Source organism: Streptomyces sp. NBC_00996 (assembly GCF_045162675.1).
GTDB lineage: Bacteria > Actinomycetota > Actinomycetes > Streptomycetales > Streptomycetaceae > Streptomyces.
In genome coordinates this window covers 5,271,805-5,292,537 of sequence record NZ_CP108723.1, presented here as the reverse complement: position 1 = coordinate 5,292,537, position 20,733 = coordinate 5,271,805, and the positions used below count along the sequence as shown (strand labels likewise).

General features: G+C 70.8%; 18 protein-coding genes. 11 read left to right on the top strand and 7 right to left on the bottom strand.

What is annotated here, in order from left to right; genetic code table 11:
* Positions 1-166 precede the first annotated feature (166 nt).
* The 5 genes from OG390_RS24915 to OG390_RS24895 are packed head-to-tail and all read left to right on the top strand — an operon-like array spanning position 167 to position 6,709.
* Positions 167-1,480 carry an ABC transporter substrate-binding protein gene (locus OG390_RS24915; RefSeq protein ID WP_406171170.1) on the top strand — a complete coding sequence of 438 codons (1,314 nt, stop codon included), beginning with the start codon at positions 167-169 and terminating at the stop codon, positions 1,478-1,480.
* Positions 1,477-2,457 (top strand): carbohydrate ABC transporter permease, encoded by a 981-nt coding sequence (locus OG390_RS24910; RefSeq protein WP_406171168.1) that lies wholly within the window; start codon positions 1,477-1,479, stop codon positions 2,455-2,457. The genes OG390_RS24915 and OG390_RS24910 overlap by 4 nt, the downstream gene beginning before the upstream one ends.
* Complete coding sequence (locus OG390_RS24905) at positions 2,454-3,341, top strand: carbohydrate ABC transporter permease (protein ID WP_406171166.1); 888 nt, start codon at positions 2,454-2,456, stop codon at positions 3,339-3,341. Before OG390_RS24910 ends, OG390_RS24905 begins: the two co-directional genes overlap by 4 nt.
* Before the next feature lie 51 nt (positions 3,342-3,392).
* Complete coding sequence (locus tag OG390_RS24900) at positions 3,393-4,706, top strand: glycoside hydrolase family 36 protein (protein WP_406171165.1); 1,314 nt, start codon at positions 3,393-3,395, stop codon at positions 4,704-4,706.
* Positions 4,703-6,709, top strand: a complete 2,007-nt coding sequence (locus OG390_RS24895) for a beta-galactosidase (RefSeq protein ID WP_406171163.1) — start codon at positions 4,703-4,705, stop codon at positions 6,707-6,709. Before OG390_RS24900 ends, OG390_RS24895 begins: the two co-directional genes overlap by 4 nt.
* Positions 6,710-6,742: 33 nt before the next feature.
* On the opposite strand, the gene OG390_RS24890 is transcribed toward OG390_RS24895, so the two are convergent.
* Positions 6,743-7,555, bottom strand: a complete 813-nt coding sequence (locus OG390_RS24890; protein ID WP_406171161.1) for a hypothetical protein — start codon at positions 7,553-7,555, stop codon at positions 6,743-6,745.
* Between the two features lie 5 nt (positions 7,556-7,560).
* Positions 7,561-7,947 carry a hypothetical protein gene (locus tag OG390_RS24885; RefSeq protein ID WP_406171159.1) on the bottom strand — a complete coding sequence of 129 codons (387 nt, stop codon included), beginning with the start codon at positions 7,945-7,947 and terminating at the stop codon, positions 7,561-7,563.
* Between the two features lie 67 nt (positions 7,948-8,014).
* On the opposite strand from OG390_RS24885, the gene OG390_RS24880 reads away from it, so the two are divergent.
* Positions 8,015-12,415: a CHAT domain-containing protein gene (locus OG390_RS24880; protein ID WP_406171157.1), complete on the top strand. Its 4,401-nt coding sequence runs from the start codon at positions 8,015-8,017 to the stop codon at positions 12,413-12,415.
* A 131-nt stretch (positions 12,416-12,546) separates the two neighbouring features.
* Here the strand turns inward: OG390_RS24880 and OG390_RS24875 are convergent, their stop codons facing one another.
* Positions 12,547-13,785: a PP2C family protein-serine/threonine phosphatase gene (locus OG390_RS24875; protein ID WP_406171155.1), complete on the bottom strand. Its 1,239-nt coding sequence runs from the start codon at positions 13,783-13,785 to the stop codon at positions 12,547-12,549.
* 340 nt (positions 13,786-14,125) lie between these two features.
* Here OG390_RS24875 and OG390_RS24870 point away from each other — a divergent pair, with 340 nt between their 5' ends.
* The 3 genes from OG390_RS24870 to OG390_RS24860 all read left to right on the top strand — a co-directional run bounded on the left by OG390_RS24870 (position 14,126) and on the right by OG390_RS24860 (position 15,144).
* The gene (locus tag OG390_RS24870; protein ID WP_406171153.1) at positions 14,126-14,359 is read left to right on the top strand and encodes a hypothetical protein; all 234 of its coding nucleotides are present in this window, start codon (positions 14,126-14,128) and stop codon (positions 14,357-14,359) included.
* Between the two features lie 44 nt (positions 14,360-14,403).
* Positions 14,404-14,622: a hypothetical protein gene (locus tag OG390_RS24865; RefSeq protein ID WP_406171151.1), complete on the top strand. Its 219-nt coding sequence runs from the start codon at positions 14,404-14,406 to the stop codon at positions 14,620-14,622.
* Positions 14,623-14,754: 132 nt separating this feature from the next.
* On the top strand, positions 14,755-15,144 hold the full coding sequence (locus OG390_RS24860) for a hypothetical protein (RefSeq protein WP_406171150.1): 390 nt from the start codon (positions 14,755-14,757) through the stop codon (positions 15,142-15,144).
* A 52-nt stretch (positions 15,145-15,196) separates the two neighbouring features.
* On the opposite strand, the gene OG390_RS24855 is transcribed toward OG390_RS24860, so the two are convergent.
* The 4 genes from OG390_RS24855 to OG390_RS24840 all read right to left on the bottom strand — a co-directional run bounded on the left by OG390_RS24855 (position 15,197) and on the right by OG390_RS24840 (position 19,407).
* Positions 15,197-16,537 carry an endonuclease domain-containing protein gene (locus OG390_RS24855; RefSeq protein WP_406171148.1) on the bottom strand — a complete coding sequence of 447 codons (1,341 nt, stop codon included), beginning with the start codon at positions 16,535-16,537 and terminating at the stop codon, positions 15,197-15,199.
* 309 nt (positions 16,538-16,846) lie between these two features.
* Positions 16,847-17,170 (bottom strand): hypothetical protein, encoded by a 324-nt coding sequence (locus OG390_RS24850; protein WP_406171147.1) that lies wholly within the window; start codon positions 17,168-17,170, stop codon positions 16,847-16,849.
* Positions 17,171-17,549: 379 nt separating this feature from the next.
* A complete protein-coding gene (locus OG390_RS24845) occupies positions 17,550-18,017 on the bottom strand; it encodes an ArsI/CadI family heavy metal resistance metalloenzyme (RefSeq protein ID WP_406171145.1) in 468 nt (155 codons plus the stop codon).
* Positions 18,018-18,045: 28 nt separating this feature from the next.
* Positions 18,046-19,407, bottom strand: a complete 1,362-nt coding sequence (locus OG390_RS24840; RefSeq protein ID WP_406171143.1) for an FAD-dependent oxidoreductase — start codon at positions 19,405-19,407, stop codon at positions 18,046-18,048.
* Between the two features lie 143 nt (positions 19,408-19,550).
* Between OG390_RS24840 and OG390_RS24835 the strand changes: the two genes are divergently transcribed.
* The gene (locus tag OG390_RS24835) at positions 19,551-19,928 is read left to right on the top strand and encodes an ArsR/SmtB family transcription factor (protein ID WP_406171141.1); all 378 of its coding nucleotides are present in this window, start codon (positions 19,551-19,553) and stop codon (positions 19,926-19,928) included.
* 69 nt (positions 19,929-19,997) lie between these two features.
* Complete coding sequence (locus OG390_RS24830) at positions 19,998-20,720, top strand: TIGR02391 family protein (RefSeq protein ID WP_406171139.1); 723 nt, start codon at positions 19,998-20,000, stop codon at positions 20,718-20,720.
* Positions 20,721-20,733: the final 13 nt, after the last annotated feature.

Sequence of the window (20,733 nt, the reverse complement as noted above, 5' to 3'; positions counted from 1 at the left end):
GCCACGATCACATTTCAACAAAGGCGCCCGACATCTCTTGACGCATGACAAGACATACGGCTGTTATTGCGCCCACGATGTTCGGTCGAGTTGATTTCTGGTCGATTTCGATCTGGCTCAACTCGGCTCTCCCCGCGACCGGACACATGCCCGTCAGGAGCCGCTCATGCACCACCTTTCCCCCTCCGGTCTCTCCGTCCCGGGTCCCAGCCGCCGCACCCTGCTGCGCGGCATCGGCGGAGCGGCCGCGCTCGGCGCGTCCATACCCTTTCTCAGCGCCTGCGCCGGCAGCGGCGCGGCCAGTGACCCGAAGACCCTGACCCTCGGCTCCAACGCGTCGGACGCCGTGCCGAAGAAGGCTTTCGCCGACATCTACGCGGCCTTCAAGAAGCAGTCCGGCATCACGGTCGACGTGAACACCAAGGACCACAACACCTTCCAGGAGCAGATCAACTCCTACCTCCAGGGCACGCCCGACGACGTGTTCAACTGGTTCGCCGGCTACCGCATGCAGTTCTTCGCGGGCAAGAAGCTGGCCACCCCGATCGACGACGTGTGGAAGACGATCGAGGGCGACTTCCCCGACGCGATGAAGGCGCTCAGCAAGGGCGAGGACGGCAAGTACTACTTCGTCCCGCTGTACACGTACCCCTGGGCGATTTTCTACCGGAAGAGCGTCTTCAAGCAGCACGGCTACGAAGTCCCCACCACCTGGGCCCAGTTCATCGCCCTGTGCAAGCAGATGAAGAAGGACAACCTGGTCCCGATCGCCTTCGGCGACAAGGACGAGTGGCCCGCGCTCGGCACCTTCGACCAGATCAACTTCCGGACGAACGGCTACGACTTCCACGTCGAGCTGATGGCCGGAAAGGCATCCTGGACCGACAAGCGCACCCGCGCCGCCTTCGACAACTGGGCCGAGATCCTCCCCTACCACCAGGACGGCGCCGTCGGCCGCACCTGGCAGGACGCGGCCCAGACCCTGGTGTCGAAGAAGGCCGGCATGTACCTGCTGGGCATGTTCGTGGGCCAGCAGTTCACCAGCGCCGCCGACCGGGAAGACCTGGACTTCTTCCCGTTCCCGGAGATCGACCCCTCGTACGGGCAGGACACCGTCGAGGCCCCGACGGACGGCTTCATGCTCAGCAAGGCCCCGAAGAACCACGCCGGTGCCGTCAAGCTCCTGGAGTACCTGGGCTCCCCGGCCGCCGAGCAGATCTACCTCAAGTCCGACCCGAACGTGGTCGCCGCCTCCACCAAGGCCGACACCTCCTCCTACAGCGCCATGCAGAAGAAGGGGTACGACCTGATCAGCGGGGCCAAGAACCTCACGCAGTACATGGACCGCGACAGCCGGCCCGACTTCACCTCCACGGTGATGCAGCCCGCGCTGCAGAAGTTCGTCCGCGACCCCAAGGGCGTGGACAGCCTGCTCTCGTCGATCGAGCGCCAGAAGAAGACGATCTTCGCGTCCTCATGAGCACCGACACCAGCACCGCTGAGATGCCGGAGGCGGCCCTCGCGCCGCCTCCGGCCCCCGCACCCGGCAAGAGGGGGCCGCGGGGACACCGCCGCCTCCTCACCCGTCGCGACCGGTTCACGCTGGGCCTGATGGCGGGCGTCCCGACGATCCTGCACATCGCGCTCGTCTGGGTGACCGCCCTCGCCTCCGTCGCCCTCGCCTTCACCACCTGGGACGGCATCGGCTTCGACTCCATCAGGTGGGTCGGGCTGCAGAACTTCCGCGAACTGTTCACCCAGAACCCGCAGTTCTGGCCCGCCGTCCAGCACAACGTCATCTGGTTCGTGGTCCTGATCCTGATCCCGACCCCGCTCGGACTCCTCCTGGCCGTGCAACTGGACAAGAAGATCCGGTTCAGCAGGGTGTACCAGACCGCGTTCTTCCTGCCGGTGGTCGTGTCGATGGCGTGCATCGGCTTCGTCTGGCAACTCGTCTACAACCCCGACACGGGCCTGATCAACAGCCTCATCGGGGCCAACAAGCCCGGCCACTACATCGACTGGATCGGCGACCCGCACCTCAACCTGTGGGCGATCCTCATCGCCGCCTCCTGGCGGCACACCGGCTACATGATGATCCTCTACCTGGCCGGTCTGAAGGGCGTCGATCCCTCGCTGCGCGAGGCGTCCTCGCTCGACGGCGCCAACGAATGGCAGACCTTCAAGAACGTCATCTTCCCGACGCTGCGCCCCACCAACACCATCGTGCTGGTCGTCACCATCATCGAGTCGCTGCGCGCCTTCGACCTCGTCTACGTCTTCAACGGCGGAGCCCAAGGCACCGAACTGCTCTCGATCCTCGTGACCGACAACATCATCGGCGAGTCCAGCCGTATCGGATACGGGTCCGCCATCGCGGTCGTCCTGCTGCTGATCTCGCTCGTCGTGATCATTCCGTACCTGGTGAGCACCTTCCGGAAGGAGCGGCGAGCATGAGCACCGCCACTGTCGCGCCGAAAAGGCGCGCGCCCGTCCGCCCCGCCCGGCTGCTGCTGCACCTGTTCCTCGCGGGCGCCGCGCTGGCCTGGCTGGCCCCGCTGCTCTGGGCGCTGTACGCGGCCATGCGTCCATACGCCGAGACCAGCACGAAGGGCTATGTCTCCTGGCCCGACAAGCTGAGCTTCGACAACTTCACGAACGCGTTCACGCAGTCGGACATGGCGCACTACTTCGGCAACACGCTGCTCATCGCCGTCCCCGCGGTGCTGCTGACGCTGTTCCTGTCGTCGATGGTCGCCTTCTACGTCAGCCGGTTCGACTTCCGCGTCAACCTCGCCCTGCTGCTGGTCTTCACGGCGGGCAACCTGCTGCCGCAGCAGGTCATCATCACCCCCCTCTACCGCATGTTCCTGCTCATCGACCTGCCCGGCATCACGGTCAGCGGCAAGCTGTACGACTCCGCGCTCGGCCTGGTCCTCATCCACATAGCGTTCCAGTCCGGCTTCTGCGCCTTCGTGCTGAGCAACTACATGCGCATGCTGCCGCACGAGCTCACCGAGGCCGCGCTCGTCGACGGCGCCTCGGTGTGGCGGCAGTACTGGCAGATCGTGCTGCCGCTGTGCCGCCCGGCGATGGCGGCCCTGGCGACGCTGCTGTCCATCTGGATCTACAACGACTTCTTCTGGGCCATCGTCCTCATCTCGACCGGCGAGAACATGCCGATCACCTCGGCCCTGAAGAACCTCTCCGGGCAGTACTTCACCGACCCCAACCTGGTCGCCGCCGGCGCCCTGCTCACCGCGATCCCGACGCTGATCGTGTACTTCGTGCTGCAGCGCCAGTTCGTCAGCGGCCTCACGCTCGGTGCCAACAAGGGCTGACGCCCGACCTGATGTCGTGGCCGACGCCCGACCCTTTGAAAGAGAACCACCGTGCCCCACCCCTTCACGCCCCTCGCCCTTGTGCCCGTGGACCCGCGCACCGCCCGGGTCCACGAGGAGGGCTGGCAGTCCTGGAGCCCCAGCGGCGCCTATGCCCTCGGCGACAAGCCGTACCGCCCGACCGACGACAACTGGGCGACCGTCTGCTATCGGCCCGGGCGCACCGTCCCGTCCGGCGTCTTCCAGGGGGAGGGACTCCTGGCGCTCGCCCCCGGTGACGGCTCGCCGGTGCGGCTGTGGGCGGCGGCCGATCCGCTGCACGCCGTCCCCTCCATCCGCCTGGAAGTGCACGGCGAACGGGCGGAGGTCAGCGCCGACGGGCCCGTTCGGGAACTGACCGGCAGGGACATCCAGTCGGCCCTGGCCACGTGGGCGCAGGGCCTCGGTCTCGTCGCCCCGCGACCGGCGCCCACCGTCTGGTGCTCCTGGTACGAGTACTTCACCGCGGTCACCGAGGAGGACATCCACGAGAACCTCCGCGCGATGGACACCCTCGACCTGCCCATCGACGTCGTCCAGATCGACGACGGCTACCAGAGTGCGCTGGGCGACTGGCTGACGTTGTCCGGCCGCTTCCGCTCCCGCGCCGGGATCGCGGAGGCCATCCGCGCGCGGGGCCGCAGGGCGGGCATCTGGACGGCACCGTTCCTGGTCGACCCGGCGAGCGAACTGGCGGCCGAGCATCCGCAGTGGCTGGTACGGGACCCGCAGGGCGGCTTCGCGCACGCGGGCCGCAACTGGGGGCACGACCTGTGCGTCCTGGACACGACGCATCCTGACGCGGCGGCGTATCTGACGGACGTGTTCAGGACCCTGCGCGCCGAGGGTTACGACTACTTCAAGGTCGACTTCCTGTACGCGGGCGCGCTGGACGGCGTACGGCATTCCTCGGACGACGCGCTGACGGCGTACCGCGAAGGCATCTCGCTCGTCCGCGAGGCGATCGGCGCGGACGCGTATCTGCTGGGCTGCGGCGCGCCGATCCTCCCCTCCATCGGCCTGTTCGACGCGATGCGGGTCAGCCCCGACACGGCTCCGCACCGCCGTCCCGAGGCCGACGACTACTCCCAACCCGGGCAGGATCCCGCCGAGTTCACCGGTGTGGGCCGCCGGTGGCAGCACGGCCGCCTCTGGGTCAACGACCCCGACTGTCTGATGGCCCGCCCCGCCGTGGAGACCCGTGAACGCTGGGCGGCACACGTGGAGTCGACCGGCGGACTGATGGCGTCCAGCGACCGGCTGCTGTCGCTGGACGAGTGGGGCGTGACCACAACGCGCCGTCTGCTCGGGGGAGTTGCCCGATGAACCGCACGCTGTCCGTCCCGGGCATCGCCTACGGCGGCGACTACAACCCCGAGCAGTGGCCCGAGGAGGTCTGGGCCGAGGACATGCGCCTGATGCGCGAGGCCGGCGTGACCATGGTCAGCGTGGGCATCTTCGCGTGGGGCCTACTGGAGCCGTCCGAGGGCGAGTTCGACTTCGCCCGTATGGACCGGCTGCTGGATCTGTTGCGGGAGAACGGCATCGCCGCCGACCTCGCCACGCCCACGGCCGCGCCCCCGGCGTGGTTCTTCCGCGCCCACCCCACGGCGCTGCCGGTGGACCGGGACGGCCGCACGCTGTCGTACGGCAGCCGCCAGACGTTCTGCCCGAGCAGCCCCGCCTACCGGGAGGCCGCCCTGCGCATCGCGGGAGCGCTGGCACAGCGGTACGCCGACCACCCGGCCGTGGCGATGTGGCACGTCCACAACGAGTACGGCTGCCACAACGCGGAGTGCTACTGCGACACGAGCGCGGCGGCCTTCCGCGCGTGGCTCCGGGCCAGGTACGGCGATGACCTGGCGGCGCTGAACCACGCCTGGGGCACCACCTTCTGGAGCCAGTGGTACTACGACTGGGACGAGATCCTGCCGCCCCGCGCCACCGGAGCCGTCCCCAACCCGACCCACCGACTGGACTGGCGCCGCTTCTGCTCGGACGAGTTGCTGTCCCTGTACACGGCGGAGCGCGACGTCCTGCGCGCGGCGGCCCCTGCCGTGCCGGCGACCACCAACTTCATGGTGATGCACAACTTCGACGCCCTGGACTACTGGCGCTGGGCCCCGGAGCTGGACGTGGTCTCGAACGACCACTACCTGCGGTCCACGGATCCGGAGTCGGAGATCGACATCGCGCTCAGCGGCGACCTGACGCGCTCGCTCGCCGGCGGCCCCTGGCTGCTGATGGAGCACTCCACGGGCGCGGTGAACTGGCAACCGGTGAACCGGGCGAAGAACCCGGGGGAGTTGCGCCGCAACGCTCTCGCCCATGTGGCACGCGGCGCGGACGGCATCGCCTACTTCCAGTGGCGGGCGGCGAAAGCGGGTGCCGAGCAGTGGCACTCGGCGATGCTGCCGCACGCGGGGACGGACAGCCGGATCTGGCAGGACGTGGTGGCGCTGGGCGCCGACCTGAAGGCCCTGGCGGAGGTACGCGGCAGCACGGGCACGGCCTCCGTGGCCGTCGTCTGGGACTGGAACGCCCGCTGGGCCCTGGAGCTGCCCTCCCAGCCGAGCGGCGAACTCCGTTTCCAGGACCTGGTCCGGGACTGGTACGAGCCGCTGTGGCGCTCGGGCGTGGCAGTGGACTTCGTACGCCCGGACGCCGACCTGTCGTCGTACCGCCTGGTCCTGGCCCCGAGCCTGTACCTGGTGGACGACGCGGGCGCGGCGAATCTGGTCGGCTTCGCGGAACGCGGCGGCACGCTGGCGGTGGGCTTCCACAGCGGGGCGGTGGACGAGAACTGCCATGTGCGGCTGGGCGGTTACCCCGGCGCCTTCCGGGAGGCGCTCGGCGTACGGTCCGACGAGCTGTTCCCGCTGCTGCCGGGCGAGCCGGTGGGCCTGAGCGGGGGCGGCACGGCCACCCTGTGGTCGGAGCGCGTGCGCCTCACCGGGGCCCAGGCGCTGGTCTCGTACACGGAAGGACCGCTGGCCGGCGTCCCGGCCGTGACACGTCACGCGTACGGCGCGGGCACCGCCTGGTACCTGGCCACCCGCCCCGACCCGGCCACTCTGGCCGACCTGCTGACCCGGATCCGTACGGAGGCGGGCGTCGAGCCGGTCGCCGCCGCTCCGCCCGGCGTCGAGGCGGTCCGGCGGCGCGGTCCGCACGCCGAGTACCTCTTCCTGATCGACCACAGCGGTCGGGGCGCCGGGATCCCGGTCCCCGACGGGGCGACGGAACTGCTCACCGGCGAGCGGCTCTCGGGGACGGTCACGGTGTCACCGGGGGGCGTGGCGGTCGTACGGGAGCCGCGCCGCAGCTGAGGCGTCCCGGGAGCCCCGGGAGTGTGCGCCGTGTCAGGGCTGCGTCGGGTGGCCGGTGTGCTGAAGGGCGAAGACGGCCTCCGTGGTGCGGCACAGGGCCCCCACCGCGCGGCGCAGCGACCGCCAGGAGGCCAGCCAGACCACGGCCCCGACGGGCGCCGCGGGCCACCACCAGGCGCCGAGGAGGGTGAACGCGATGCTCCAGGCGAGCGCCTCGCACGCCGCGTCGTAGGCGTCGCGAGCCTTGCTCAGCGCGGCCCGGGAGGTGTCCGGGACGGTGAGGAGCAGCCTGGTCCAGTCGCTCGCGATGTCGACGCCGGTCTCCGCTCGGACCTGCGCCTCGGCGGCGCGGATCCGGTCGCCCGACCAGGTGGGGGAGCCGGGCCCGGCCCGTCCGGTACGCGCCCGGCGCGCGTCGAGCCGGTCGGCGCGCAGCTGTCGCCCGGCGGCGCGTGCGCGGACGGCTTCCCTCCCGATCTCGTCGGGGTGCGCCCAGCGCCGTACGCGCCACGCGGTGAGGCGCCGGCCCAGCGGCATCAGCCACCAGGGCCAGGCCCCCGACGCGAGCGCGCCGATCGCGCCGGCGGCGAAGGGCACCGCGAACGCGGCCGCCACCGCCGCCACCGCGACGAGTACGAGGGACGCGACGGCGTCGGCGGACATACCGCCGCTCAACCGCAGCGCACCGGCGATCCGTTCGCGGGCCAGCCCCACGTCGTCCCCGTGGCACTGCCCGAGCTGCCCGCCACCCACGGTCGCCACCACGACGAACAGCACCGCGGGCAGCAGCCGCCGCAGGAACCATCCGTCGGGTATGCGCTTCTGCAGCTCGACGAGCAGTCCCACCGCCCTCAGCCGTCCACCAGGCGCATCGCCCGGCCGGCCAGGGCACATGTCGGCGTATCCGGGGCCGCGCCCTCGCGCAGGTCCACCCGGGCACAGCGGCCGGTGGGGCAGACCCAGCCGACCGACCGCGGCGTGGGTGCGGACGGCCAGTCGCCCACCCCCATCGTGGAACTCAGGCCCAGCCCGCCGGGGATCCCGGCCGCCTCGGCCGCGAGGTGCAGCTCGCGCACGGCGTCCCGCCACTCGACGGTCGAAGGGTCGCCGAGCCGGACGACCGCGAAGGGTGCCTCCCAGAGTGCGGGGCCGAGCAGCTCGCGTACCGCGTCGACGTTGCGGCACAGGTACTCGACGGCGTCCTCGTACACCCTGAGCGCTTTCGCCCCGTCTCCCACCGCAGACTCCCTGAAAGTCCGGAGAACCACTGCTCCCTGACGTGAGATCAGATTAGTGTAATGAAGGATGACTGAGCTTCAGGACCGTGTGGTTGCCCGCCTCGTAACAGCTCAGAACGCCCGCGACCCCGCCCCGCTGCGCGGGCCGGACGCGGTGGGCGACGCTCTGGCCCTGCTGCGCGAGGCCGCACCGTCGCCCGAGGGCGCGATCGATCTCGACTCGGTCGCCGCCGTCTGCTGGACCTTCTGGCTGCGCCATCAGGGCGCCGAGGACCCCGACGCGCTGCAGAACGTGCTGATCGCGGTCGGCACCTGCGGATTCCTGTGCCCGCGGGTGCCCGGCCACGTGCCGCTGCCCGAGCCCTTGCGAGACGCCTTCGACCCCACCGATCCGGCGCACGACGCGCGGTTCTCGCACGTCGTGAGCGCGGTGTACGCCGATGGCGCCCTCAACCCGCCGGATCTCGCGGAGGCGGACCGGCTGGCCGCGCTCGAGCACGCGCTCGTCTGGTCCGACGCAGCGCACCACCAGCTGCCGGAAGGGCATGAGAGCTTCGTCGATCTGGCCTGGCATGCTCACGGGCTCAACGTGACGCGTTTCCAGCTCGCCGCGGATCCGGACGCGCTCGCCGCCGCGGCCCGACATGCGGCAACGCTGTGCGAGCGGCTGTCCGCCGTCGGGCAGAGCGCCCTGGGCCCGGAGGGCGCCGGGGTGGCCGCGGCCGCCCTCGGGACCGTGGTGGACGCCGCACGGCTGCTCGGCGAGCCCGAACTCACGGTGGTCGAGCGGCTGGTCGCGACCTTTCCGGACGGGATGCTCGCCCCGGAGGCCAGCGAGGGGCTGCGCCTGCTGCGCGCACTGCACGCCGAACCCGCCGCCTGGCCGGGGCAACGGGACCTGCGGATCGGCTCGGCCGTCGCCGAGGCCGGCATCCGTGAGCACGACGCCGGGCGGATCGCCTGCGCGGTACGACGACTGCGCGCGGCGCTCGCCCACACCCCCGCCGATCACCCGCAGCGCCCCCTTGTCACCGCGGCTCTGGGCCAGGCGCTCGAGGCCCTGGCCCGGGAGCGCGGCGACGACGAGGCCGCTCGCGAGGCGGTGGAACTCCTCGCCACGCTCGACGTGACGGGCATGATGAGCGACGCCGACCGGGAACTGGTCACTGATCTCCAGGAACTCACCGAGCTGCTGGACGGCGACGATCGGCGCCGCATCCAGGATGCCGGGCCGCTGCTCGGCCGCTTCCGTGAGCGCCTCGAGGAGCGCGCCACACGCAACGGTGACCCCTCGCCTCTTTTGGACATCGACCTCGAAATCCTCGACCTGGGCATCGCGCTCGCCGGAAATGCCGCAGCGGTCTCCGACGAGCGGATCGAGCGGTACCGTTCCGGCCTGGCCGCACTGCCCGCCGGCAAGCCGCGCCGCCATGCCTACGTCGCCGTGCTCGCCGCTCTCACAGGAGCGCGTGCGGAGACTCTGAGGGAGACCGAACCCGCCGGGGCGGAACGGCTCGTGGCCGAGGCACGGTCGCTGACGGACGAGGTGGCGGCCGCCGCCCCACCCGGTTTCCTGGCGCTCGGCCTGCTGCGCCGTGGCCGGTTCGACGCCGCGCTGCCCATCGCCCTGTCGACGATCTTCTCCGACCAGCCGGACGGCATGGCGGACGGAAAGGCCGCCCGGCTGGTTTCTCTCCTGTCCGGCCTCGACGACATCCGCTTCGACGGCGACGAGTACAGCGCCTCCGACATCGCGACCCTGCGGAAACTGCTCGCGGACGTCGGCGACGACGACCCTTCCCTGCGGGCACCGCTCGCGGCGGCGCTGGGCTGCGCGCTCCTGTTCCATGCCGTCAGGCACCATGACGACGCGGCCCTCGACGAGGCGGTCCCGTTGCTGCGCCACGCGCGCTCGCACGGGCAGGACCTGCCCGAAGAAATCGACCAGATCCTCGCCTTCGCGCTCACGTCCTGGTCGCTCGGAAGCTTCGACGCGGAAGCGGCGCGCGAGGCGTCGGCTCTGCTCGCCTCGGCGCCCGCCGACGAGACACCCGCCGACCTCGGCGCGGCGATGCTGTCGGCCCGTACCGAATTCTTCAACGCCCTGCAGAACTATCTGTTCGGCCACGAGCCGGCGCAGCTCGAACGTGCCCGGGAGCTCGCGCGGCGGCTCAACGACCTCAGCCGTGCGGCAGCCGCCCCGACCGGGGACGATCCGCCGGAGCCCGAGGTGATGGGCGAGGCCCTGCTCAACCTGGTGGACAGCATCGGACCCGGCGGCGGCCCGAGGGCCGACATCACCGACGACGCGATCGATCAGTGCCGGAGAACCTTCGCCGCGTCTCCCGCCGGCCAGCCGATACGGCTCTTCACCGCGTCCACCCTCCTGCGGACGCTCATGCAGCGGTCCTTCGCCCTGCGCGGCGCCGACCCGCAGGCCGCAGCGCGGCTCGTGGCCGAGGCCAATGACGTGTTCCACGCTGTCGAGGGGCAGGCACCCGAGGACTGGCGCGACATGACACGCATGTTCCTCGACCTCGTGGAGCGCGGCAGCCTCCCTCCCGTCTCTCCGTCGGCCCCGCCGCCCGAGGCGTCGCCCCAGCCTCCGGCGAACGCCGTGGAGGCCATGCTGACGTCGCTTCGGGCGCGGCTGTCCGGCGCCGAGCCTGCCGCGTCGGGCCGTCCCGCGCTGCCGACGTGGTTCCGGGCACATGGCGAACTCGGCGCGGCGGCAGGGGCGTTGGGAAGGGACACACCGCGCGTCGACCTGGCCCTGTCCCACCTCGAAGCGGCCATCGAGGCCATGGCCGAGATCACCGACCGGGGCAGTGACCAGCAGTCCGCCGAGCACGGTCTGACGACGTTCGAGGGTGACATCCGGACCATCGTCGAGCTGATCCTCATCCAGGCCCTCGGCCGCCAGGCCGCTGTGGGGGTGCGCGCCTTCAGGGAGGAACTCGCGGCGGCCCTGGACGGCCTCAAGGCGGCCCTCAGCGAGCAGCGGGTGCCCGACGCCCTCGATGCCCTGCCCAAGCCCGAGGCCCTCCACCGATCCCTCCTCCACGGCCCCGTCGCCGGCCCCGAAGTGGACCGCGCCGCCGAGCTGCTGGAGCGCGGCCGGGGACTGCTGCTGGCACGGAGGATCGAGGCCCGCGCCGACATCGGCGAACTGCGCGCGGCGCACCCCGCGCTGGCGCGCGACTTCGAGCGGCTGACCGACCGGCTGTCCGCCGAGCCCGACGTTCTGGCCCCGGCTCCCGCCGGGCAGGCGGAGTGGTCCCGCCTCGCCAAGCTCCGCGCGTCGCGCGAACTGGACGAGCTGGTCGTACGCATTCGTACCGAGCCGGGATTCGACGCCTTCCTGCGCCCGCTCTCCGCCGAGCAACTGCGCGCGCTCGCGTCCGACGGCCCGATCGTCGTGCTCAACCACGCGGCACGCCACTGCCACGCCCTCGTCGTGACGGCCCGGTCGATCACCGCCCTGCGCCTCGAAGCCGAGTCGGACGAGATCACCGACGCGGCACGGCGGCTGGGCGAGACCGTCGACGCCATCAACGCGCACGGCCCGTCGAGACCGTCCCCGGCGCAGCTCATCGCCGCCGGGGCCGCGCTCCGCCGGACGCTGTCCTGGGCCTGGCACAAGATCGTGCGTCCGGTCCTGGAGCTCGTCGGGTCGTCCGATCCCGTTCCCGACGGCGGCACCTGGCCGCGCATCTGGTGGGTGCCCACGGGCGCCTTCAACGCCCTCCCGCTCCACGCGGCACAGTGCACGCTGCCCGACTGCGCCCTCCACGGCTGCGGCGCCGCGCTCGACGCCGTGGTGTCGTCGTACGCACCCGGGTTCCAGACCCTGGCGTACGCGCGCAGCCGGGCCGAGCACCGCGACACCACCGACAACGGCGGTGCCCTGCTGGTCGCGTCGTCGGAGGACGAGCTGCCCGGCGTCGCGGCGGCGGCCGGCTACGCGGCCGGACTGCTCGGCGCCCGGGAGCCGCTGGTCGGTGCCGCCGCGACCCGCGAGACGGTGCTCGCCGCGCTCGGCGGCACCCCCTGGGCGCACTTCGGCTGCCACGCGGCGACCGACCCGACGGAACCCTCCGGCGCCCTGCTCCACCTGCCGAGCGGTGAGCCGCTGTCCGTCCTGGAGATCTGCCGGGCCCGTCCGCAGTCGGCACGGCTCGCCTTCCTCGCGGCCTGCGGCACCGCGCGCACCTCCGAACGGCTCGCGGACGAGGCCATCCACATCACCAGCGCCTTCCTGCTCGCCGGTTTCCCCACCGCGATCGGCACCCTCTGGGAGATCGACAGCACCCACGCGGATCACGTCACCCGCGACTTCTACCGCCGCATGACGCCCCCCGTCACCGAAACCTCCGCACACGCCCTGCACCACACGGTCCGAGCGCTACGGCACCGCATCCCCGACCGCCCCCATGTCTGGGCGGCCTACGTCCACGCGGGAACCTGAGCGCACCGGTCCCGGACGACGCGGTCCTTCACGTGGCTGTCCTCACTTACCTGGAGCGACTTCGTGTCGCACACTGAGCGCTTCAGTTGGCCGGGTTGGCCACCTGTGGCGCTCAATTGGCGGTGCTCGGGTCATAGGCGGAGGACGATCAGGGCGATGTCGTCGGGGGCGCCGCTGCTGACGCCGAGGTGCGCGAGCAGGGCGTCGGCGAGACGTTCGGGATTGTCGCGGGCATAGAGAGCGAGCGCGTCGGTGAGGCGTTGCAGGCCGGCATCGATGTCCTCGCCGCGGCGTTCGACAAGGCCGTCGGTGTAGAGCACCAGGGTGTCGCCGGGGCTGTAGGGCAGGTCGGCTTGGGGGCGGGGGACGTGTTTGAGGCGGGCTGCCAGCGGAGGGTCGGTGGCCTGGTCGAGCAGGTTGCAGGTGCCGTCTTGGTGAACCAGGACGGGGGGCGGGTGGCCGGCGCTGCTGTACGTGATGCGGCGAGCGTCGGTGTCGACGACTGCTTGGACGGCGGTGGTGGCCAGCGCGCCCTCCACGTAGCGCGCGTACAGGCCCAGGACTTCCAGGGCTCTCGCGGGCCCTTCGACGGCCCGGAGGGCGGAGGACAGCGCGCTGCGGAGCATGCCCATGACGGCGGCGGCTTCCAGGCCATGGCCGACGACGTCGCCGACCGCGACGGCGAGCCTGTTCTCGGGCAGGTCGACCACGTCGTACCAGTCGCCGCACACGTTCAATGACCCGGTGGCAGGCAAGTAGCGCACCGCAGTGTCCCGGTGCCGGGCCAGGTGGGGCGAGCGGAGCATGGCCTCCTGCAAGGTGAGGGCGACCTGGCGTTCCCGGGCGTGGGCTTGGCGCAGTTGCTCGTTCAGTCGCTGGAGCTCGCGCGCCCGCGCGTACAGTTCGACCTCCATCGCCTCCGCGTCGCTGAGCGCCCCGCCTTCTCGCGGGCGGGAGTGGGAGAGGATGAACGCGGTCACGTCCTCCCCCCGGTGGATGATCCACGCCACCTGCCCATCCGGCCCGAGCACCGGAGTGTTGATCGCGGACCACCACCGCTCCTCGAACACGCCGGGTTGGCCGGCCACGGGAATGTCGTACTTCTGCGGCGCCACCGTGTCCGGCTCCTTCGAGCGCAGGACCCGGTGCAGGGAAGCGTGCAGATTCCGCACCCCTTCAGCGCCGGGGTCCGCCGGATTCTCAGGGAAGGCGTCGAAGAGGTACCGCCCGAGCAGATCCTCCCGAGTGCGGCCGGTCACTCGGCAGGCCGCCTCGTTGACGTCGGCGATCACCAGGTCCGGGCCCAGCACCATATAGGGGCTGGGGGTGACCGCGAACAGCGCCTGGTAGTCGATCCCTGGCCTCGTCACACGCTGCGGCCGTGCATCCTCATCAGGGAGGTTCTCGTCCCTCACCCCTACGTTCTACCGTGCACCAGCACCCTCGGCACCTGGGCACACCGCCTGCCCTCGACCCGGCACCCCCTGCCACGTGCCCCCATGACGACAGCCTCCAGAGGCCGCGAAGGCACTGGCGCAACCGCGCCGAACCGGTTGCCCGCCAACTCTGCCCACAGGTGGACAACAAGCTGAGCGCCAGAGTGGCCAACTGAAGTACGCAGTGGCCAAGTAGCGCGCTCAGTCACACCTCCGCCGCCTGACGCGGCCTCTTTGCCGGCCCGAAAAATCGAACACATGCTTGAATTCGGTCATGCGACCGTTTCCCGACGACCTTGCCCAGGCGCAGCAGGAGTGGAGTGCCATCTACCGGCAGCTTGCCGAGCGGCCCGGCCGTACCGAGTTGCGCCGGCGTCTGTACCGGCCGGCGGCTCAGCTGTTCTTTCATCCCTACTGGCGGCGACAGCGCCCGAGCCCTGCGGCGTGGCGGGAACTGCGTGATCTGGGACGCTCGGACGGGGACGTGAGTGAGCGGCTTCATCGATGACGCGCTGCAATGCGGGGCCGCATATCCCAGATGATCCTGAAGGCATGTCCGGACCGATTCGCGTGATCGTGCATCCGCCGTCGCCCACGGGTGGCCGGCGCGTACGCGTGGACGGCGAGATCCTCGGCCTGGCCCACAGCGTGGTCGGCGTCGCGGAGTTCCTGCGCCGTGCCGGGCTGGAGATCGACCCGGCGGAGGTGGCAGGGGCGCCGTGGATCGACTGGCGCGGAGTAGGGCCGGAGCGCTGGGGCCCGGAGACGTGATGCCCTGGGCGCATCGCGCCGAGGCCAGCACCTTCTGATCCGTAGCTCTATGTGGATCGGTCATTGAAGGTCATACAGGCCGCGATGAGTGCGGTGGGAGCCGATACTCAGACGCTGGCGGTTGCTGGGCGCATGGCCGTAGACCTGGGCACGGGGCTGGAACGCCTGGCGTGGGCCCGCACCCGCATGAACTGGCACCGACTCGTATACGGCAGATTCGCCCGGGCAGCGCCGACGGGAACCTTGGATGCCATCCGTACGGCCACGCTCCTCATCGGACACGGGATCACGCCCGCGGCCAGAGGGCCCGGTGGAATCACCCGGCGGGTGGTCGGCACGATCTCGCCCGACGCCGTGCCCCTCGGCGTCAGCGCCTTCGTCCGCACCTCGTACGACTACTGGTCGCTCTTCGGCCCCCTCTCCGTTTCGTGGCCAGCTGTTGTGGCGGCTATCGAGAAGGAGTTGCTGCTGTACAGCGACGCGAGGGGCAAGCTTTCCCGGAGCGCGGGCCGGCATCCGTAACGCTTGATCCCCTACACCAGACGCGGGACACGACGTATTTCCCGGCGCTCGCTCAGAACAGTTCCAGGCCCTCGCCGCTGGTGTCCGCGATGACTGGCCGGAACTGGGCGGGGAGGCCGTCCAAGCGGTCAGGGCCGGCCGCGGCGGCCACGGCGGGGGCCGTCTCGGCCAGCCAGACGCGAAACCGCTCGACGGCTTCGCGGTAGGGGACTCGCGCCAGGACACGGTGCTCGCCGGAGGGGCAGAGGTCGATGGCGACGGTCAACACACAGGAACGGGGAGCCTGCTGATTGCCCGTCCAGGACACGCGCAGGACACCGCAGGGCTTGCGCCCACGGGGTGCGCGGTGGGTCGGGCGCAGTGATCGGCAGGCTATGTGGGCGGTCCATGCGGCGAGGTGTGGCAGGGGCAGGGTGGTGCGTGCGCGGCAGCCGGGGCAGCGGTGCCAGTGACGGAGCCAGGTGCCGGTGTCAGTGTGGAAGAGGCGTGCGTAGCGGTTGGTCACGCGGATGTCGTTGCTGTACAGGTGGTCGGGGCGTTCCTGTGTGTTGCAGGACTGGCAGACGGGGGCGCGGACGTAGCCGTGTTCGTGGCAGTGGTCGAGCACGGTGGCGGGTGCGGTGCGGCAGACGGCGCACGCCCACCCGGCCACCTTCCGGGAGGTGCCGGGCTTCCTGCTGAGCACCGAGTACAGCTGGCCTTCCAGCTCTCGGGTGTACGGGCGCAGTGAGACGGTGGGGCGCTCGGGGCTCGTCGTCTGCCGCCCGTCGGCGTCTCGGGCCTGCCCGGCGCAGGAGGACGGCTCGACGACGGCCGCGTCCGCCCGGCGGGTCCGCGCGGCTCGCGCCCACTGCGTTTCGGTGTGCTCGGCCGCGTCGAGCAGCCTGACCACGGCGCGCGGCAGCCACCACGTCCGCCGCGTCCCGTCGCGGGTCCGCTCCACGAGTATTTGTCGCCAGTCGATCCCCGCCAGATGGCACTGGCCGCCTTCACGTCGTGCTGCCTGCTCGGAGCCGCCCAGCTCCTGCAGTTCCCACGTGATGCGCTGACGCCAACGCAGCGGCGTTCCCTCGTCGTACTCCTGCCTCGGCACCCGACGAAACGGACCGATGCGAACCAGGTCCTGCCGATCCACGCCCACCGCGTTCAGTTCCGCCGCCGCCCGGCGCACTTCGGCCTCCGGAACACCCCACTGGCCGCCGCTCGCCTTCACCGTCGCCACCACATGGCCGCCGAGCAGGACGTACCCCGTCCGTGCAGGGGCAGGAGAGCGGGTGAATGCCCCGGAAGCCGTCGGCACAGCACTGCCAGCCGTCAGATCGACCCACAGAGCGTCTGCGGCACCCAGGGTGATCAAGCCGTCCGTGCGACCGGGTATGACACGCTCTGACATATCGACAGGCTAACGGTCCGCAACACCGCAACGGGTTCCAGCGCCTCGGGCAGCCGGGCCTGCGCCCAGCCGTATCCGCCGCACCCCGCAACTCGCCATTCCTGAGCGACTGGACGGCCGGTCGCCTTCGAACAGAGACCAACGGCGGGGCCCGTCGCCTTCGAACAGAGACCAACGGCGGGGCCCGTCGCTGCATGACCACCGGTGCCCGCGACCCAGGTGGAAACCCCGGAAGACTCGATACAGGGTCTGGGACATCCTTTCGGGGCCAGCGCTGAAGGGCGCCGGCCCCAAAGGGATGCGACGGTGTCAGACCTTTGTGATCAGGTGCGTGGTGAGCGTGCGGGCCTGGGGTGTGAGGCCGTTGAGTACCTCCTGGGTGTAGGGGGTGTCGGGGCGGGCTACGAGGTCGTGGACGGTTGCCCAGTTCTCGGTGATGAGCTGGAGGGCCTGCTGGGCGCGGGCTATCGCCTCGGTGCGGCGTGTGCGGTGTTCCTCGGCGTGTTGGGCGGCCTGCTGCCAGGTGAGGTCGCCTTGTTCGGCGAGCGGTTCACGAGCGGCGGGTCGTCCACCATGCCCACGCTGCGTTCCTGCCCGGTGGCGAGCGTGAGCCGACCGTTCGTCCGGAGCCATGGTCGCTGGGACGCCTGGGAGTTCGAGACGCTCCTCTACACCGACCAGGTGGTGCGCTGGAGCACTCTTCGCCGACTCGGAGGGGAGATCGATGTCCGGGCGAGCGGAACGGACGAAGGAGCTGTGACGGCGGCTTTCGCGGCGGCTTGCGCACAGGCTGCGGATCGCGCGAGGGATCCGGACAAGTACGGCGACGGCGAAGAGCGGTAGCTGGAGACGCGGTGGACTGTACCGGAAACGGTGCAGGCCACTGCCCGTTTACGGTTCGTGGATTGGCCGATCTGGGTGGCCCACAGGGCGGGCAGTGCAGCACGAGGCCGTGACCGGCCCCCCGTCCCGGTCACGGCCCCGCTGGTGTGTAGGTCGGTTCATCGACGGATCAGCAGCAGCAGCCGCCTGCCGCGGCCGGTTCCTTCGCGTCGGTGCCGTCCAGGGCCGGGCTGGTGCAGCAGGCACTGTCCTGCTGCTTGGCGAGGGAGTCGGCGTCGGCCTTGACCACGTACACCTCCCAGGGTTCCTGGCCGGGGCCGTGAACCCAGACCTTGTCCTGGAGGGCGTAGCAGCAGGTGGTGTCGTTCTCCTCGGCCGTAGCCAGGCCAGCCTCGCTCAGGCGGGCGGTGGCGGCGTGGACGGCCTCCGTCGACTCGACTTCGACGCCGAGGTGGTCCAGGCGGGTGTCCTCGTCCGGGGGGCCCTCGATCAGGACGAGCTTCAGCGGGGGCTCGGCGATGGCGAAGTTGGCGTAGCCGTCGCGGAGTTTGGCGGGCACGGTGCCGAAGAGCTTGCTGTAGAAGGCGATGGACGCGTCGAGATCCGGGACGCGGAGGGCGAGTTGTACGCGGGGCATGGCGAATCTTCCTGGATGGGTTGGGCGTTCAGCAGCCGGACGCGGGAGTCGCGGCGCCGCTGCCGATCTGGAGGGCAGCGGGCGCGGCGCAGCATCCGCCACCGGACTGCTCGGCGTTCTCCGGCTCGTCGAACAGGCCCGCGCCGCCGCACACACCGGTCTCAGGCAGAGTGAGCTCGACGCGCTCGGCGGCCTCCTGGTCGCCTGCGATCGCGGCGGTGATGGAGCGGACCTGCTCATAGCCGGTCATGGCGAGGAAGGTCGGGGCGCGGCCGTAGGACTTCATACCGACCAGGTAGACGCCCTGCTCCGGGTGGGAGAGCTCGTTCACGCCGTGCGGGTAGACCGTGCCGCAGGAATGGACGTTCGGGTCGATCAGCGGAGCGAGCGCGGTCGGGGCCTGGAGCCGCTCGTCGAGGCCGAGGCGGAGCTCGGAGAGGAAGGACAGGTCAGGGCGGAAGCCGGTCAGGACGATGACCTCGTCGACCGGGTCGAGGCGACGGCCGCCCTCGGCGACGAGGACGAGCCGGTCGCCGTCGCGCTCCACCGCCTGTGTACGGAAGCTGGTGACCGCGCTCGCGTGGCCCGCCTCGACGGCCTCCTTGGCGCGCAGGCCCAGGGCGCCTCGGGCGGGAAGCTGGTCGGCCTCGCCTCCGCCGTAGGTGTTCGCGCCGATGCCGCGCCGCAGGATCCACACCGCGTGGGTGCCGTCTTCCTCCTTTGCCAGGCTGGCGAGGAGGGCCAGGGCGGTGAAGGCGGAGGCGCCTGAGCCGATAACGGCGGTGCGCTTGCCCGCGTATCGGGCGCGTACGGCCGGGTCCTTGAGGTCCGGGACGCGGTAGGAGACGCGGCTGACGGCCGACTTCTCGCCGAGGGCGGGCAGGCCGTCCGCGCCCATCGGGCTCGGGAGGGACCAAGTGCCGGAGGCGTCGATGACGGCACGGGCGGTGATCCGCTCCTCGTGGCCGTCGGCGGACTGGACGTGCACGGTGAAGGGCTGCTCTTCGCGGCCGGCGTCGACGATGCGGTCGCGGCCGACGCGGGCGACACCGGTGACGGTCGTGCCGTAGCGGACCTTGTCACCGAGGACATCGGCGAGCGGCTGCAGGTAGCGCTCGGCCCAGTCGCCGCCGGTCGGGTAGGCGGAGGCATCGGGGCGGACCCAGCCGGTCGGGGCGAGGAGCTTCTCGGCGGCCGGGTCGATGACCTCGCCCCAGGGGGAGAACAGCCGGACGTGTGACCAGTCCCGTACAGCGCTGCCTGGGGCGGGGCCGGCTTCCAGAACGAGGGGCTCGATGCCGCGCTCGACGAGATGGGCGGCTGCGGCCAGGCCGATCGGGCCGGCTCCGATGACCACGACGGGCAGCTGGTCAGTGGTGGGCGCGTTCACGAGGTCCCCTTTGTTTCGATGTTTGTCGATGTCGTGGCGCCAGGATGGCACCTGAATCGATGAGCGTCAACATAGACATGCATCGAATCTAGCTGGATGGATCCCTCTCGCCAGGCTGGTTAGGCGTGTGTCAACATAGATGCATGTCGAATATGAAGGTGCTGCCGCTGCTGGAGCCCGAGGGTTCCGAGGGTGTGGCACCGTGCTGCCCTCCGCTGACCGAGCGCCCCTTCACGGCCGAGGAGGCCGAGACGGCCGCCCGGATGTTCAAGGCCCTAGGTGACCCGGTGCGTCTGCGGCTGTTCTCCGCTGTGGCCTCACACGAGGGCGGCGAGGCGTGCGTGTGCGACATCTCCGACGTCGGTGTGTCCCAGCCGACCGTCTCCCACCACTTGAAGAAGCTCAAGGATGCTGGCCTGCTCACCTCCGAGCGGCGCGGCACCTGGGTGTACTACCGAGTCGAGCCGTCGGTGCTGGCAGCGATGGGCAAACTGCTGACCATGACGCCAGCTGTCTCCTGAGTGGTCCGTCATACCGGGACGGGATGTCAGTAGCCCCGTGGATGATGGGGCGATGAGCATCGACGTCGAGTGGGCGCGGGTGAGCTGGCACGCTTCTTGGAGCTCACTGAGCTGTACCGGCCGCCGGATCCGCCGGGCATGACCGTCTTCAGCACCGGGAAGCCCAACCGCGGCAAGCCGGACGAGATCGTCGCCGGCGCGCATGTGGTGGAGCAGATCATCGACCGTGTCCTGCCGGACTGGCGTACTGAGGCTTCCGCCAGTGGCAATCAGCGCATCAATCGGTGGTATCAGCACCACGAGGCCGCCCAGCGCGCCGACGCAGCCCTCCTGCGGGACGCGGAGATCCGGGAGCGCCTGGGTGATGCCGCGCCACGCCTGAGCGCTGCCAGCCTGCACCCTTGGGTCTGGTCGGCGGCACGGGCGCTGTGGCGTGACGGGCACTTCCGGGAGGCTGTCACCGCCGCCGCGAGGAAGGTCAACCGCGAAACGCAGAACAAGGTAATGCGTCGGGACGCGACCGAAACCGCCTTGTTCCAGAGCGCCTTCTCGAAGGACGCGCCCAAGCCGGGGCAGCCGCGTCTGCGGCTGATGACCGACGACGGCGGCGACACCTTCCGAAGCATCCAGCGTGGTGCCGCGGTCTTCGCCGAGGGCTGTTACGCCGCCATCCGAAATCCCAACAGCCACGAGGACGGCCTGCCCGAGTTGCCCCAGCACGAGGCGCTCGAGCAACTCGCTGCCTTCAGCGTTCTGGCCCGCTGGGTGGACACGGCCACCCTCGCCACGTGATCGTCGGCCGAGG